Raw genomic sequence first — 15,845 nt, 5'->3', positions numbered from 1 at the left:
CGGTGATGCAATGACTATGGGAATAGAGGCTACTCGTAAACTACATAAAAAGCTAGCCACTTCCAATCAAAGAAAAGAGACACATATTCAAACGATAGAAATGGATCGTTGTACACGTAAATGACTTTCCAGAAAATGACTATCGTTATCAGAAATAAATGAAAAGGAGAGGAAAATGTGACAAAAGAAACTATTTTGATTTATGGCTTAGCTACAGCGCGAAAGGCATATGCGAAAAGTCTGGGGTACTCTGTATTTAATCTAGGTCAGGCGATAGATCTAGCGGAAGAAAAACCAGGCAATTTAGAACAAGCAGAAAAGGAAGCAAAAAAAAATCATGTTCCCATTTTTATTGATGAGTACAATAACGAAATTAGGGGTATATTAAATAGAGAAGAGGATAAATTAAATGTGAAAGAGGATAGTATCTGGTGTTCTGAAGAATCTTTTTCAAAATTTTCCAAAGAATGGTTTAATTATGTGGATGAAGGCAAGAAACACTGGCCATTATGGGGAAATTATTTTCGTGGTACTCAAATGAATCAGAAAAATGAATTAAAAACAATCTATCAAGATGTACTTAAGAATAAAGCTTATCATGACCATTCTTTGCACGTGAATAGAGGCTGTAAAATTGGTTTGGATATAGCGATGGAAAAGCAAGATATGGAACTTTACTATTGCTTAGATGAAATAGATATTGAACTTGTCCTAGACGAAAAAAATCTAGATGATATTAAGGGAAGAAAGTCTATGACCTCTAGCGAACTACGTTATATTTACCGCAATTGGGAAAAATTACGTGGAAAAGTTACTTTTATCTCTCAAGGAAAAAAAGTAAAAGCACCTTGGGAACAGGAACCAGAAGTTTGGCAAGCATATCAGCCGAAGAGTTGGAATAATCTTGGAACTTTGCAAAAGAAAGAAGAGCAAACAAATAAAAAAAGAACATTATTGGATATTTTAAAAAATACAAAATGTCAATCAGATGATCACAACGATTTATTGCAATGTCAAAAGAAAGATGCTGTTTTAATGTTATAAGGATAATCATGATTTTTGTGTAAGAAAAGAAGTCCCCATCTGCGCTTATTTTTCCTTCTGACTTTTCTATCTAAAAAGAGAATGCTATACTGAAAGAGGTAGATATTTTAGAAAGAGGTGTTCGCTTCATGTCTTGGGAACAAGTATACCAACAATGGGCCAATGAAGAAAATTTAGAAGAAAATTTAAAAAAACAATTAACTGATCTTAGTCAGGATTCTGAAAAGCTGGAAGATGCTTTTTATGCTCCTTTAGAATTTGGAACAGCAGGAATGCGGGGAATTTTAGGTCCTGGGATCAATCGAATGAATATTTATACGGTCAGACAAGCAACAGAAGGGCTGGCACGTTTTATGGATACACAAGGAGAAGAAACAAAACGTCGCGGCGTAGCGATTGCTTATGATTCACGCCATCAATCGCCTGAATTTGCGATGGAAGCAGCGAAGACTTTGGCACAACACGATATTCCTTCTTTTGTCTTTGAGAGTCTACGTCCAACACCTGAACTTTCTTTCGCTGTTCGTCATTTGAATACGTTTGCGGGAATCATGGTGACAGCTTCTCATAACCCAGCAGCTTACAATGGCTATAAAGTTTATGGAGAAGATGGCGGACAAATGCCACCCGCTGATGCGGATGCATTGACAAAATATGTACGTGAAGTAAGTAATCCTTTAAAAGTCGCTGTTTTAGCTGATGACGAAGTAGAAACTAGTGGATTGATTACGATCATTGGTGAAGAAGTCGATAAAGCATATTTGGAAGAAATCAAAGCAGTCACGATTGATCAAGAATTAGTCCAAACAATGGGGAAAGACTTAAAATTGGTGTTTACACCCCTTCATGGTACAGGAAAAATGCTAGGAGAAAGAGCATTACAACAAGCTGGTTTCGAACAATTTATGCTTGTACCTGAACAAGCTGTAGCTGATCCTGACTTTACAACGGTTCAATCACCAAACCCTGAAGAACATTCAGCATTTGAGTATGCGATTCGTTTAGGTGAAAAAGAAGGCGCTGATTTATTGATTGCAACTGATCCTGATGCGGATCGCTTAGGAGCAGCAGTTCGCCAACCTGATGGCTCTTATAAAGTTTTGACCGGTAATCAAATCGGTGCATTAATGATTCAATATATTTTAGAAGCACATCAATCACGAGGAACTTTACCTGAAAATGCAGCCGTACTTAAGTCAATCGTATCAAGTGAACTTCCTGCAGCCATCGCTGAAAGCTATGGCGCTACGATGATCAATGTCTTAACGGGCTTTAAATTTATTGCAGAAAAAATCCATCAATTTGAAAAAGATCATTCTCATACATTCATGTTTGGTTTTGAAGAAAGCTATGGTTACTTGGTCAAACCATTTGTACGTGATAAAGATGCAATCCAAGCACTCTTATTGTTAGCCGAAGTGGCTGCTTTTTATAAAAAACAAGGGAAGACACTTTATGACGGCTTACAAATGATTTTTGAAAAATATGGTTATTTTGCTGAAAAAACAATCTCAGTCACGATGAGTGGTCAAGAAGGTTCAGCCAAAATTGCTGCTTTGATGAAGAAATTCCGTGACCATGCCCCATCAGAATTTGCTGGAGCAAAAGTTCTTCAAACAGAAGATTTCAAAGAATTAACGAAAACAGATTCAGCTGGACGAGTGGAAAAATTAACGACACCTCCATCTGACGTATTAAAATATGTATTAGAAGAACATGGTTGGGTAGCGATCCGTCCTTCAGGAACAGAGCCAAAAATCAAATTCTATATCGGTGTAAAAGGCAATTCCGCACAAGAGGCACAAGAAAAGATCGATACCTATGAAGCAATCATCAAATCAATGACAGAAGAATAAAATAATTGAGACTGATGGAAAAAGTGGTAAACTTTAGAAGTCAGTCTTTTTTATGGAGGTGAATCGGTTGACAGACACACCAAAAAGCGAAATAGAAAAAGTGAGTCAATTATTTAAAGTCTTAAGTGATCCTACCCGATTGAAAATATTGATGTATTTAAAAGATGGAGAACAAAATGTGACGGCCATCAGCCAAGCGGTGGAAATGGAACAATCCGCTGTTTCCCACCAACTACGTTTATTAAGGGAAAACCATGTGGTTAAATCGCATCGTGAAGGCAAAGCAATATTGTATAGTTTAGATGATTTTCACGTGTTGGATATCTTGGAACAAACCTTGAAACATGTGGAACATCAGTAAAATAAGAATGAGGCATTTCTAAGGGAATGTGAATAGATTATACTGAATAAAAAAGCCAGCAGACACGTGTCTGCTGGCTTTTTTATTCAACTAGTTATGCGTTTGGTTCTGGTTGTTTGTTATAGCTGCTTACTGGATACAATTATTTGCTCTTTATTTTTCTCCTGAAGTATCCGTGCCATAATAACTGTGGTCCTCTAAATCTAAGGCATTTAGGATCAACGAAGCCGTTTCTTCAATTGAGAGAGAAGCAACATTGATCACAACACAACCTAATTTTTCATACAAATCATTAGCAAAATCTAATTCTGCTCGTATTTTTTCGATATCAGAATAAGCCGTATCAGGATTTAATCCATAGGAACGCATCCGTTCTTTTCGAATATTATTTAAAATATCGGGATTATTGGTTAAACCAACAATTTTTTTAGGATCGATCTCCCAAAGTTGTTTTGGGATATGGGCTTGAGGAATGAGTGGGAGATTCGCCACTTTTAAGTTTTTATTCGCTAAAAAAAGACTTAACGGTGTCTTTGACGTTCTGGAAACTCCTAGCAACACCACGTCTGCTTCTAAGAAGCCTCTTGGATCTTTCCCATCATCGTATTTTACGGCAAATTCCATTGCCTTGATTCGTTTAAAATAATTTTCATTCAATAAATGTAAGGCTCCAGGTTGACGAGTGGGTTGAATTCCTGTTAATCGTTGGATTTCTTCGATCGGTGGAGTCATCACGTCAAAACTAAATAAGTTGTTTTCTTCGCAAAAACTTCGGGTATAATCAATCAGCTCTTGGTTGATCAAGGTATGAAGTACTAGCGCTTTTTCTGCTAACGCATCTTGTAAGGCTTGTTCGAGGGTGTCTTGGTCAGTGACAAACGTTCGACGAAATAAATTAAATTCAACTGTAGGATATTGTGCCATGGTTGCCTGTGCGAGTTTTGTTGCTGTTTCACCAGCTGAATCAGAAATGACAAAAAAAGTAACGATCTCAGTAGAATCAAAAGCCATAAATAAAAAACCTCACTTGCATTTTTTTTATCTTTAGTATACCATACTGTGGAATATGTACTTCGTAATCATTTTGATTTGGAGGGGAAGACTTGAAAAACCAAACATTAATCGAACAATCGTTAGAAATTTTGAAAAATAACGGATTTAAATACACGAAAAAGCGAGAAGCATTATTGACTTATTTGGTCAAAAGAAATCGTTATGTGTCAGCAAAAGAAGTATTTGATTTTATGAATGAGGAATTTAAAGGAGTGAGTTATGATACGATTTATCGTAATCTCCATGATTTCTCTGAGTTAGACTTATTAGAAGAAACCGATTTGAATGGCGAAATGAAGTTTCGCTTTCATTGTTGCCAGGGAGAGATCGGTCACCATCATCATTTTATTTGTACCGTTTGTGGGATGACAAAAGAAATCCATATGTGTCCAATGGACTATTTTGAAAATCAATTATCAGGTTGTACGATCGAAGGGCATCGGTTTGAAATTTTCGGTCGATGTGAAAACTGTCAGTAGTTGTTTTATAATAAAATAACATATCATTATTTTAAAAAATCCAAAGATTCCCTTGACGGTCAAATCAGCATTAGATATAATGTTTTATAGAACAGTCTTGTTTTTTGGATTATAATTTCAATAACAATTACGGTTACTTTTTAAGCTCGGAGGGAGGGAATTAACATGTCAAAAACAGTCATTCGTAAAAACGAATCAATTGACGATGCTCTTCGTCGCTTCAAACGTTCCGTGTCAAAAGCGGGTACTTTACAAGAATCTCGTAAACGTGAATTCTACGAAAAACCAAGCGTAAAACGTAAGAAAAAATCTGAAGCAGCTAGAAAAGCAGCGAAAAAACGCAAAAAAACGCAAAAAAACTAGTTCCTTTATGAATTGGAGTTGGTAGTGTGTCACTACTAAGTAGATTGAACGATGACATGAAAACAGCGATGAAAGCAAAAGATAAAGAATCTTTACAAGTCATACGTATGATTAAGTCATCCATTCAAAACGAGCAAATCAAAGAAGGTCACGACTTGACTGAAGATGAAGAATTAACAGTGTTGTCTCGTGAAATGAAACAACGGCGTGATTCTTTACATGAGTTCGAAGAAGCTGGACGTGACGATTTAGCTGAAAAAGTGAAAAGTGAAATAGTAATTGTTGAAAAATACATGCCAGAACAACTTTCTGAGGATGATATTCGTCAACTTGTTCAAGAAGCGATTACACAAACTGGAGCTTCTTCTGTCAAAGAATTTGGCAAAGTCATGGGTGCGATCATGCCGAAAGTCAAAGGAAAAGCAGATGGGAACCAAGTGAATGCGATTGTGAAAGAGCTATTACAATCTTAAACTTATCATTTAAAGAGTGTGGGACAACCGCCCTCTCTTAAAAAGAAAATAAGCCTGATTTTGATCCACAACGTCAAAATCAGACTTATTTTTTTTTAGATTTTTTTTCATGCATGTCCCAATTTCCTCAAGGTGAGCGCCAAGGCAACATCAATCGGTACGCCTTGTTCCCCATGCAATCATACATATCCTTCTTTTATCTCTCTTCCTCACTCGATAGATCTAGGCTTGGTTAGATTGGTTCTTTGCCTTATCTATTAAGTAAAAGCTGTTTATTGATAGGCAGGAATCTCTCAATCATGGAATAACATAAAGTAAATCATGGAAGTTCAGCAAAGTAATTTTAGGTTAAAATGGATGAAACGAATAAGGAGTGAGACAACCTTTTTTATTTGCTATATAGTTTTTTATGAATATGGTAAAATAGGAAGGAATGAATTGAAGTAAAGGAGATGTCTATTTTTGACAGAAGCATCCAGTTCTTTAGAAATTAGATTAACAGCTGCTGACGATATCAGTATGTTGTTAGGCTCGCATGACAAACATGTAAAATTAATTGAAGAAATGACTGAAACAACGATTCATACGAGAGGCGAAATGATCCAGATTATTGGAGAAGAGCCGGGGCTTTCATTAGCACAATCGGTGATACGTACCTTACAAGAATTGATCAAGCGGGGGATACATGTCAGTACACCTGATGTTGTTACTGCCTTAAAAATGGGGCAAAAAGGGACATTGGATTACTTCATTGAAATGTATGAAGAAGAAATCGTCAAAGACCGCAATGGTAAACCGATTCGAGTGAAAAATAGTGGACAAAAACAATATGTCGAGGCCGTTGCTAAACATGACATCGTATTTGGTGTCGGTCCTGCTGGAACAGGTAAAACATTTCTAGCGGTCGTTTTAGCAATTGCTGCGTTGAAAAAAGGCGAAGTCCAAAAAATCATTTTGACTCGTCCAGCGGTGGAAGCAGGAGAAAATCTTGGTTTCTTACCGGGTGATCTGAAAGAAAAGGTTGATCCTTATTTACGTCCAGTGTATGATGCACTGTATCAAATATTTGGTTTAGATCATACCAATCGTTTGATGGAGCGTGGGATCATCGAAATTGCGCCATTAGCTTATATGCGTGGGCGAACACTTGACGATGCTTTTGTAATACTAGATGAAGCTCAAAATACAACAGTGGCACAGATGAAAATGTTCTTGACTCGTTTGGGGTATCAATCAAAAATGATCGTAAACGGCGATACAAGTCAGATTGACTTACCTAAAGGGACGATGAGTGGTTTGATCCATGCAGAACGTACATTGAAACAAATCAAAAAAATTGCTTTTGTCAATTTTGAAGCAAGTGACGTCGTTCGTCATCCTGTTGTAGCCGAAATCATCAAAGCTTATGAAAAGGCAGATCTTCATCAAGAGTAAGGCTTAGGGGGATAAGCGAATGTTGAATAAAATACTCCAACAACTGCAAGCAAAATTAGGAAAGGCGGCAATGCCTTTCTTATTGCTTTTGTTTTTTGTGATCGTTTGTGGCGTCACGTTTAGTAGCGTCAAGCAAAAAGCCAATGACTTCAGAGAAGGACAAGTGGCAGAAGAAAGTATCCGTGCGAATAAAACGATTGAGAATACAGAAGAAACCGAACAAAAAAGAAAATTAGCAGCGGAAGCTGTTACGCCAGAATATACGTATCAACAAGATTTAGCTAGTGAACAAAGTAGTCGCATCAAGCAGCTTTTTGAATTGATCAATAAAACAAATGATTCGATCAATAAAGCGTATAAAGAAAAAGTAGATAAAGCAAAAGAAGATGAAAATGTTCCTAAGCCAACTATCGACGAACGAATTGCAGCTTTAAAGAAGAGTTTTGAAAATGCCAATGCTGAAAACGTGGCATTTTATCAAAAATTACCGACTAATTTTTACACAAAAATCTTTAGTATGTCAGATAGTCAAATTGCGACAGTCCGAGATGAAAGTCTTCGATTGATCAATGAACAAATGAAAAAACAAGTTCGAGAAAGTGATTTAGAAACCTTCAAGCAACAGGCAGAAGAACAGATCCAATATTTGAACGTGACACCTGACCAACAACAAACGATCCATTATCTTGTCGATCAAGGAATCGTCGTAAATGATGTCTTAAATGAAAAGAAAACAGAGGAATTGAAACAATCAGCAAGAAGTGCGGTTCAACCGGTCATGATCTATCAAGGCGAAATCATTGTTCGTGAAGGAAATCAAATCGATGCAGATGCAATGAAAAAGCTTGAACTATTAGGATTGACCAGTCAAACAACGTCAATTTTTCCTTTAGTAGCAATGATTTTAGCAGTCTTATTGCAAATTGCTGTTTTAGTTTACAACTCAATGCAGTACCATGAAGCCGGAAAACGAACAGAGTATGTTCTCTTTTATGTTACGGCTATGTCTATCAGTGTGTTATTAATGAAATTTTTCCAACTATTCCAAACGGAACAAGCAGCTTTTATCCCGCTGTTTTATCCTGCAGCTTTTGTTCCTTTAGTTTTAAATTTCTTTTTGAACCGGAGGGCAGGAATCATGGCTGCCTTGTTCCAAGCCGTATCTGCATTGTTTATTTTTTATGGCTCGATTGGGACCAACTTTTTGACCGTTATCTTGATGGCTTATCTTTTTTCAGGTTTATTAGCGACGGTTTTAAAACGCCAACGAGTGTCAGAACAATGGTTTTCAGCTATGATGTGGGTCATTATTTTTCCGTTGATGATGGATGTTGTGCTGATCGTTTATCAAGGTATGAGCTTTAGTAATGGAACAACTTGGTTAACACTGATTTGTGGCTTTATGGGGGCTTTGCTGTCGTATCTGTTAACGATGGGATTACATCCGTATATCGAATTGATGGTCAACGATGATAGTGTGATCGTCTTGAATGAGTTAAGTAATCCTAACCATCCATTGTTAAAACAGCTATTGGAAGAAGCACCAGGAACTTATCATCACAGTATGATGGTCGCCAATTTAAGCGCGAACGCAGTGGCTGAGATCAATGGGCGGTCATTATTGACGCGTGTAGCTTGTTACTACCACGATATTGGTAAAATCAAACATGCTAGCTTTTTTGTAGAAAACTTGCCTTCTGGTGCTGAAAATCCACATAATTTCTTATTACCGGAAGATAGTAAACAGATCATTTTTGGTCATGTGACCGATGGAGCGAAAATTTTAGAGGAATATGGCATGCCGCAAATGGTAATCGATATTTGCCGACAGCATCATGGAACAACATTGATGAAGTATTTCTATATCAAGGCAAAAGAAAGAAATCCTGAAGTCACCGAAGAACAATTTCGTTATCCTGGTCCCAAACCACAGACCCGAGAAGCCGGCATCGTGAATATTGCAGATAGTTGTGAAGCGGCAGTACGGGCAATGGATCATCCAACAGGTGAAAAAATCGAAAAATTTGTCCATAATTTGATTGAAGAACGAATCTCTGATGGTCAACTTGATGATAGTGGTTTAACATTAAAAGAAATTCGCAAAGTGGAAAAATCTTTGATCAGTGGGTTAAGTAGTACCTTCCATTCACGGATCAAATATCCTAAAATGAAATCGGAAGCGGAAACGATGAAAGTAGAAAAAGAAAATGGCTAAAATAAAAAATATCAGCAATAAGTAAGAAAGAAGCGATAAATATGGACATCACATTTATGGATGAAACACAGAAAGTTTCAACAGAAAAAATCAAAGAGATCGAGGACCTTCTGCAATTTGCAGCGGCTCATTTGAAATTATCCGAGGAAACAGAAATGTCTGTTACTTTTATGGACAATGCAGCAATCCAAGAAATCAACCGTGTCTACCGTGGCAAAGATGCCCCAACAGATGTGATTAGTTTTGCATTAGAAGACGAAGGGGAAGACGAAATTCCCGTGATTTTTGAAGAAGGCGATAATCCTTTACCACGAGTATTAGGAGATATCATGATCTCAATTGAGCGTGCCCAGGAACAAGCGGAAGAATATGGTCATTCGTATGATCGAGAGTTGGGATTTTTGGCAGTGCATGGCTTTTTGCACATCAATGGTTATGATCACATGACACCCGAAGATGAAGCAGAGATGTTTGGTTTACAGAAAGAGATTTTAGATGCTTATGGACTTAAAAGATAAAGAGTGCGAGAAAAAGGTTGAGAAAAATAAGCACTTCGCTATGTCAGTAGAATTTGCTCTTCAAGGGGTTAAAACAGTCTTTGATGAGGAACGTAATATGAAAAAACATGTAGGTTTTGGGTTGCTGGCGTTTTTTATGGGAGTTGTATTTCAACTGAATCAAATAGAATGGCTGTGGTTAGTTTTAGCAGTTTTTCTGGTGTGGATCGTTGAGATTTTAAATACTGTTTTTGAGAATGTGGTGGATATGTTTACCGATTTTCATTTCCATCCAATTGGGAAAAAAATCAAAGATATGGCGGCAGGAGCAGTGTTAGTCACCGCTTGTTTTGCAGTGATCGTCGGTCTCATTTTATTTGTACCTAAAATCTATCAAATGTTTTTTAATTAAAAGGAGAATAATATGTTAGAACATAAATCAGGTTTTGTCGCTATTGTGGGACGACCAAATGTTGGCAAATCAACATTATTAAATCGAATCGTTGGGCAAAAAATTGCTATCATGAGTGACAAGGCACAAACGACCAGAAATAAGATCCAAGGCGTTTATACGACACCAGAAGCACAGTTGATTTTTATCGACACTCCGGGAATTCATAAACCAAAACATCGTTTGGGTGATTTTATGGTGGAATCAGCCTACAGTGCACTAAGAGAAGTGGATGCTGTCTTATTTATGATCAGTGCGGATCAAAAACGTGGACGTGGGGATGATTTTATTATTGAACGATTAAAAAATGTTCAATCACCTGTTTATTTGATCATCAATAAAATCGATAAAGTTCATCCAGATGAATTATTAGGAATCATCGAAGATTATTCGGCACAAATGCCTTTTGCACAAGTTGTACCGATTTCGGCTACAGAAGGGAACAATGTGGACCGTCTAATGGAAGTGTTGATCGCTGAGATGCCAGAAGGTCCTCAATACTTCCCGGATGATCAAGTAACGGATCATCCAGAATACTTTATCGTTTCGGAATTGATTCGTGAGAAAGTCCTGTTTTTGACTAGAGATGAAGTCCCACATTCAGTGGCTGTTGTTGTTGACTCAATGAAACGCAATGAAAATGATAAAATCCAAATTCAAGCAACCATTATCGTTGAACGTGATAGTCAAAAAGGGATTATCATCGGTAAAGGTGGTAAAATGCTAAAAGAAATTGGGACGAAAGCAAGAAAAGATATTGAAAATTTGCTTGGTGACAAAGTATTTCTAGAACTATGGGTTAAAGTTCAAAAAGATTGGCGCGATAAAAGAGTTTATTTACAAGATTTTGGTTACCGCAAAGAGGAATATTAACTTTAAGTAGATAAAAATGAGTTGAACGTGATTATTCGATAGACGAAACCGCGTGTAAAAGTCAGAAGACAAGAAAATGAGTAGAATAAGTGGGAAAGGAAAATGATTCAGTGAATGATTTTTCTTTTCCTTATTCTTTTTCTAAAAGGGGGGCGAAAGAAATGAGCCAGCTAGCCGAATCAAAAGGGATCATATTGTCCAGTCGAAATTATAAAGAAAAAGACAAATTAGTGAAAATTTTTACTGAGTCTGCGGGGAAACTGATGTTTTATGTCAAAGGAATTCACCGGCAAAACCAACCATTAGCACCTGCACTACTCCCTTTTACTGAAGGAATCTACATTGGTACGTTTAAAAGTGAAGGACTTTCGTTTATAACCAGCGTAAAAGATGTTCACTCCTTTAGAAAAATTCAAGAAGACATTTTTTTAAGTGGTTACGGCACGTATTTGTTAAACTTAGTGGATGCAGCGATCGAAGACCATCAATATGATCCTCACCTTTTTCAATTTACACAAGCAGCGTTGCAACGGATGGATCAGGGTGACGACGCGGAAATCATCACTAACATCTTTGAGGTACAATTATTGCAACGCTTTGGGATTGCACCGATTTGGACACATTGTGTGGTGTGCGGCAAAACGCAAGGTAAATTTGATTATTCTTCCAAATATGGAGGCGTGCTGTGCGAAGAACATTGGTCAATGGATCACCGTCGTTATCATGCAGATCCAAGAGCTGTTTATTTCGTGCGTATGTTCTCTGCTATTTCTTATGATAAGATCACAGGGATCAATTTAAAAGACGAAACTAAAGCAACGATCAGGCAACTGATTGACCAGTTATACGAAGAATACGTAGGGATTCATCTAAAAAGTAAAAAGTTCATTGATCAAATGAAATCATGGGAACATGTCCTAAAAAAGCCTGATCCGGAAGGAGAAAGTGCTTCTGAAAACCAAAAAAATGAGTAGAATGTTCAATCAACATTCAAAACTATTTGACAAAAGCCTAACTATACGTCTATTATGGAACCTAGATAAATGAGAGTTTTGTACAAAAACTTGATTGGCTAAATAAAAGAATAAAGTACGTTGAACAAGATCAGTAAAAAATACGTAGCAAAAGCGAGTTCGGGAGGGTGTGAGCCGAATGCTGTCGGTTTTTGAAGAGGCACTTGGGAGTACTGACAATGAAGCTGCCGAAATTTTCGGAAGTAGGGTGGAACCGCGAAGTTATTCGTCCCTATGTTTGTTTAGACAAGCATAGGGACTTTTTGTTGTTTCAAATTCTCAGCAAACTATTTAGAAGTGGAAGGAGTCATTTTAAATGAGCAAAAAATTATCTGTACAAGACATGATCTTGACGTTACAAAAATTTTGGTCATCAAATGGGTGCATGTTGATGCAAGCCTATGATACAGAAAAGGGGGCAGGTACAATGAGCCCATATACCTTTTTACGAGCAATTGGACCAGAGCCTTGGAATGCAGCATACGTAGAGCCTTCTCGTCGCCCAGCCGATGGTCGTTATGGGGAAAATCCGAACCGTCTGTATCAACATCATCAGTTCCAAGTAGTGATGAAACCATCACCTGAAAATATCCAAGAACTTTATTTAGAAAGTTTACGTTTATTGGGGATCGATCCTTTGGAACACGACATTCGGTTTGTCGAAGATAACTGGGAAAACCCTTCGATGGGCTGTGCTGGTGTTGGTTGGGAAGTTTGGCTCGATGGAATGGAAATTACACAATTCACGTATTTCCAACAAGTCGGCGGTCTGCCATGTAAACCAGTGACATCTGAAATTACTTATGGTTTGGAGCGCTTGGCATCCTACATCCAAGAAGTAGAAAGTGTCTATGATCTTGAATGGTCAGATGGCGTAAAATATGGGGAGATTTTCAAACAGCCTGAATACGAACACTCCAAATATTCATTTGAAGTCAGTGATCAAGAACTATTATTAAGTAATTTTGATCGTTTTGAAAAAGAAGCTAAACGATGCATTGATGAAAATTTAGTTCATCCTGCCTATGATTACATTTTAAAATGCAGCCATACATTCAATCTATTAGATGCTCGTGGGGCAGTTTCTGTCACAGAACGAGCTGGCTATCTGTCACGTATCAGAAATATGGCAAAATCTGTTGCAAAGATTTTTGTGGCAGAGCGTGAAAAATTAGGATTTCCTTTATTGAATAAAAACACAGCAAATCCAGAAACAGTTAAGGAGGCTGAATAACATGGCAAAAGAGTTACTTTTAGAAATCGGGTTGGAAGAAATGCCTGCCCATGTAGTTACACCAAGCATGAAACAACTGGAACAAAAAACAGCAAAGTTTTTAGATGAACACCAATTGTCTTATGATACAATCGAAACTTTTTCAACGCCAAGACGTTTAGCGATCAAAGTAACCAATATCCCAGAACGTCAAGCAGATAGCGAAGAAGAATTAAAGGGTCCGGCTAAAAAAATCGCATTGGATTCAGATGGAAATTGGACGAAAGCCGCAGAAGGGTTTGTACGTGGTCAAGGTTTGACGACTGACGATATTACCTTTAAAGAGCTGAAGGGTGTAGAGTATGTGTACGTAACCAAATATACACATGGACAACCAGCGAAAGAAGTATTGACTGGACTTGTAGATGTCATCAAAAGTTTGACATTTCCTGTTACGATGCATTGGGCAAATTTTGACTTTGAATATATTCGTCCTATTCATTGGATTGTTGCTTTACTAGATGATGAAGTGATTCCTTTCGAGATTTTAGATGTTACAACAGATCGCACATCACGTGGTCATCGTTTCTTAGGAGAAACAGTTCGTTTCGCTCATGCCAATGAGTATGAAGAAAAATTACAAGAACAATTCGTGATAGCTGCGCCACATAAAAGAAAAGAAATGATTGTCCAACAAGCAACAGAATTAGCAGAGAAAAACCATTGGACGATCGATTTAGACGAAAAGTTATTAGAAGAAGTGAATAATTTAGTCGAATATCCCACAGTTTTTGCTGGCGATTTTGAAGAAAAATATCTGTCTGTCCCTGAAGAAGTATTGGTTACTTCAATGAAGGAGCACCAACGTTATTTTGAAGTAAGAAATGACCAAGGATTACTCTTGCCACATTTTATTTCTGCTCGAAATGGGGATCGTGTCAAACTAGAAAACGTGATCCGTGGAAATCAAAAAGTATTGACTGCTCGTTTAGAAGATGCAGAGTTTTTCTACAATGAAGATAAAAAGATTGAAATCGAGACTTTTGTTGATAAATTAAAATCAGTGACTTTCCATGAAAAAATTGGAAGCATCTACGAAAAAATGCAACGAGTACAAGTTATTGCTCGTATTTTAGGTAAATCTGTCGGCTTATCACCAGAAGAGTTAACGGATTTACAACGTGCTGCTGAAATCTATAAATTTGATTTAGTGACCAACATGGTAGGTGAGTTTCCAGAGCTTCAAGGGATCATGGGTGAAAAATATGCGCGATTACACGGCGAAACATCAGCTGTAGCAACAGCTATCAAGGAACACTATCTGCCAATTTCAAGTGAAGGTGACTTACCAGAAACCAAAATTGGTGCAGTATTAGCGATTGCAGACAAATTAGATAGTATCTTTTCTTTCTTTACAGTTGGAATGATCCCAAGTGGGTCAAATGATCCGTATGCTCTTCGTCGTCAAGCGTATGGGATTGTCCGCATCATCGAAGCAAAAAATTGGGCATTTCCATTGGTTCGTTTACAACGTGAAATCGACCAGGCGATCAATGAAGATCAAGAACGTTTTGGCGTCCAGTTATCGGATGGACAACAGGCAGTCATTGATTTTATCAAAGGACGTTTCCGTCAGTTACTAACTACAAAACAAATCCGACACGATGTGATTGATGCAGTTTTAAATGCAAAACAAAGCGATTTGACAAAAGTTTTTGCAGCAGCTCAACTGTTTAAAGAACGTTTAGATGAGGAAGAGTTTAAGCCATCGATGGAAGCATTGACTCGAGTGGTTAATTTAGCGAAGAAAGCGCAAGAAACAACGACAACAGAGATTAATCCTGCGTTATTTGAAAATGAAGCTGAAACAGCACTTTATCAAGCGGTAGCAGAAATGAAAAAACAATTTGGTACACAAACGCTGAAAGAAGATTATGATCAACTTGTTGCTTTACGTCCATTGATCGAAACGTATTTTGACCAAACCATGGTCATGGTAGACGATCCTGCTGTCCGTAACAATCGTTTGGCACAGCTGAAACAAATTGCTGAAATGGCACTATCAATAGCAAGCTTAGATCAGATTATCACTAAATAAATCAGGTAGCCCTTTGCCAACTTGATTTGAAACAAGCGTTATGACAAGTCTAGCTCTGAGATATAAGCCGAAGCATCCGAAAATAGTTTCTTCTATTTTTAAATGCTTCGGCTTATTTTTTAACTGATTAACGAAGTGCAGATCTTTGAACGCCGTCGATAAGATTGTGAAAGTACCAGAGTGGATGCTTTCATAGCAATTACTCATCTTAGTATAAAAAGTAAGCTTAAGGTCTTAATACCTCATACTCTTTTTATGTAGTGTATATCGTTTTTATTCATGCTATCTAGCAATAAGCGACTTTTCTTTCACGAATCAGAACAATATGACATTTTTTGGTAAAAAGAGAACAATCGGTTAGTGCTATTGAGTGAAATGCATAGTTTTTGTTATTTTTAAATCATCCTTTATTTAAAAATGAA

The 15,845-nt window shown here is 37.3% G+C and carries 15 protein-coding genes; 14 read left to right on the top strand and 1 reads right to left on the bottom strand.

From position 1 onward, the window contains the following. Positions 1–177 precede the first annotated feature (177 nt). From IGJ23_RS09470 to IGJ23_RS09460, 3 genes are all read left to right on the top strand, one after another. Positions 178–1,044 carry a hypothetical protein gene (locus IGJ23_RS09470; protein WP_438774886.1) on the top strand — a complete coding sequence of 289 codons (867 nt, stop codon included), beginning with the start codon at positions 178–180 and terminating at the stop codon, positions 1,042–1,044. Positions 1,045–1,172: 128 nt separating this feature from the next. Beyond that, on the top strand, positions 1,173–2,900 hold the full coding sequence (locus IGJ23_RS09465; RefSeq protein ID WP_178285840.1) for a phospho-sugar mutase: 1,728 nt from the start codon (positions 1,173–1,175) through the stop codon (positions 2,898–2,900). Positions 2,901–2,967: 67 nt separating this feature from the next. Then, positions 2,968–3,261, top strand: a complete 294-nt coding sequence (locus tag IGJ23_RS09460) for an ArsR/SmtB family transcription factor (RefSeq protein WP_010718533.1) — start codon at positions 2,968–2,970, stop codon at positions 3,259–3,261. 153 nt (positions 3,262–3,414) lie between these two features. Here IGJ23_RS09460 and IGJ23_RS09455 read toward each other — a convergent pair whose 3' ends face one another. Continuing rightward, positions 3,415–4,272, bottom strand: coding sequence for a pyruvate, water dikinase regulatory protein (locus tag IGJ23_RS09455; protein ID WP_010718532.1), 858 nt, complete (start codon positions 4,270–4,272; stop codon positions 3,415–3,417). Positions 4,273–4,364: 92 nt separating this feature from the next. Here IGJ23_RS09455 and IGJ23_RS09450 point away from each other — a divergent pair, with 92 nt between their 5' ends. From IGJ23_RS09450 to glyS, 11 genes are all read left to right on the top strand, one after another. Then, complete coding sequence (locus tag IGJ23_RS09450; protein ID WP_010718531.1) at positions 4,365–4,793, top strand: Fur family transcriptional regulator; 429 nt, start codon at positions 4,365–4,367, stop codon at positions 4,791–4,793. Between the two features lie 165 nt (positions 4,794–4,958). Next, positions 4,959–5,156 (top strand): 30S ribosomal protein S21, encoded by a 198-nt coding sequence (gene rpsU, locus IGJ23_RS09445; protein WP_010718530.1) that lies wholly within the window; start codon positions 4,959–4,961, stop codon positions 5,154–5,156. Between the two features lie 26 nt (positions 5,157–5,182). Further along, positions 5,183–5,629 (top strand): GatB/YqeY domain-containing protein, encoded by a 447-nt coding sequence (locus IGJ23_RS09440; RefSeq protein WP_010718529.1) that lies wholly within the window; start codon positions 5,183–5,185, stop codon positions 5,627–5,629. A 462-nt stretch (positions 5,630–6,091) separates the two neighbouring features. Further along, on the top strand, positions 6,092–7,063 hold the full coding sequence (locus IGJ23_RS09435) for a PhoH family protein (protein WP_010718528.1): 972 nt from the start codon (positions 6,092–6,094) through the stop codon (positions 7,061–7,063). 19 nt (positions 7,064–7,082) lie between these two features. Further along, positions 7,083–9,278: an HD family phosphohydrolase gene (locus tag IGJ23_RS09430; RefSeq protein ID WP_010718527.1), complete on the top strand. Its 2,196-nt coding sequence runs from the start codon at positions 7,083–7,085 to the stop codon at positions 9,276–9,278. A 41-nt stretch (positions 9,279–9,319) separates the two neighbouring features. Then, positions 9,320–9,796 carry an rRNA maturation RNase YbeY gene (ybeY, locus tag IGJ23_RS09425; RefSeq protein ID WP_025480127.1) on the top strand — a complete coding sequence of 159 codons (477 nt, stop codon included), beginning with the start codon at positions 9,320–9,322 and terminating at the stop codon, positions 9,794–9,796. Continuing rightward, on the top strand, positions 9,774–10,187 hold the full coding sequence (locus IGJ23_RS09420) for a diacylglycerol kinase family protein (protein WP_034700929.1): 414 nt from the start codon (positions 9,774–9,776) through the stop codon (positions 10,185–10,187). Before ybeY ends, IGJ23_RS09420 begins: the two co-directional genes overlap by 23 nt. A gap of 12 nt (positions 10,188–10,199) precedes the next feature. Continuing rightward, complete coding sequence (gene era, locus IGJ23_RS09415; protein WP_010718524.1) at positions 10,200–11,099, top strand: GTPase Era; 900 nt, start codon at positions 10,200–10,202, stop codon at positions 11,097–11,099. A gap of 161 nt (positions 11,100–11,260) precedes the next feature. Then, positions 11,261–12,073: a DNA repair protein RecO gene (recO, locus tag IGJ23_RS09410; RefSeq protein ID WP_010718523.1), complete on the top strand. Its 813-nt coding sequence runs from the start codon at positions 11,261–11,263 to the stop codon at positions 12,071–12,073. Between the two features lie 355 nt (positions 12,074–12,428). Further along, positions 12,429–13,346, top strand: coding sequence for a glycine--tRNA ligase subunit alpha (glyQ, locus tag IGJ23_RS09405; protein ID WP_010718522.1), 918 nt, complete (start codon positions 12,429–12,431; stop codon positions 13,344–13,346). A 1-nt stretch (position 13,347) separates the two neighbouring features. Beyond that, positions 13,348–15,423, top strand: a complete 2,076-nt coding sequence (gene glyS, locus IGJ23_RS09400) for a glycine--tRNA ligase subunit beta (protein ID WP_438774885.1) — start codon at positions 13,348–13,350, stop codon at positions 15,421–15,423. Positions 15,424–15,845: the final 422 nt, after the last annotated feature.

The organism is Enterococcus sp. DIV1682a (assembly GCF_051711005.1).
In the GTDB taxonomy this organism is placed as follows: Bacteria; Bacillota; Bacilli; order Lactobacillales; family Enterococcaceae; genus Enterococcus_B; species Enterococcus_B hirae.
Note: the sequence above shows the minus strand (reverse complement) of the source record. Positions and strands in the feature narration are given on the sequence as shown.

Coding starts and splice junctions, on each gene's coding strand:
- recO (WP_010718523.1), top strand. CDS start 11,261: ATGAGCCAGCTAGCCGAATCAAAAGGGATCATATTGTCCAGTCGAAAT.
- IGJ23_RS09465 (WP_178285840.1), top strand. CDS start 1,173: ATGTCTTGGGAACAAGTATACCAACAATGGGCCAATGAAGAAAATTTA.
- IGJ23_RS09455 (WP_010718532.1), bottom strand. CDS start 4,272: ATGGCTTTTGATTCTACTGAGATCGTTACTTTTTTTGTCATTTCTGAT.
- era (WP_010718524.1), top strand. CDS start 10,200: ATGTTAGAACATAAATCAGGTTTTGTCGCTATTGTGGGACGACCAAAT.
- IGJ23_RS09430 (WP_010718527.1), top strand. CDS start 7,083: ATGTTGAATAAAATACTCCAACAACTGCAAGCAAAATTAGGAAAGGCG.
- rpsU (WP_010718530.1), top strand. CDS start 4,959: ATGTCAAAAACAGTCATTCGTAAAAACGAATCAATTGACGATGCTCTT.
- glyS (WP_438774885.1), top strand. CDS start 13,348: ATGGCAAAAGAGTTACTTTTAGAAATCGGGTTGGAAGAAATGCCTGCC.
- ybeY (WP_025480127.1), top strand. CDS start 9,320: ATGGACATCACATTTATGGATGAAACACAGAAAGTTTCAACAGAAAAA.
- IGJ23_RS09420 (WP_034700929.1), top strand. CDS start 9,774: ATGCTTATGGACTTAAAAGATAAAGAGTGCGAGAAAAAGGTTGAGAAA.
- glyQ (WP_010718522.1), top strand. CDS start 12,429: ATGAGCAAAAAATTATCTGTACAAGACATGATCTTGACGTTACAAAAA.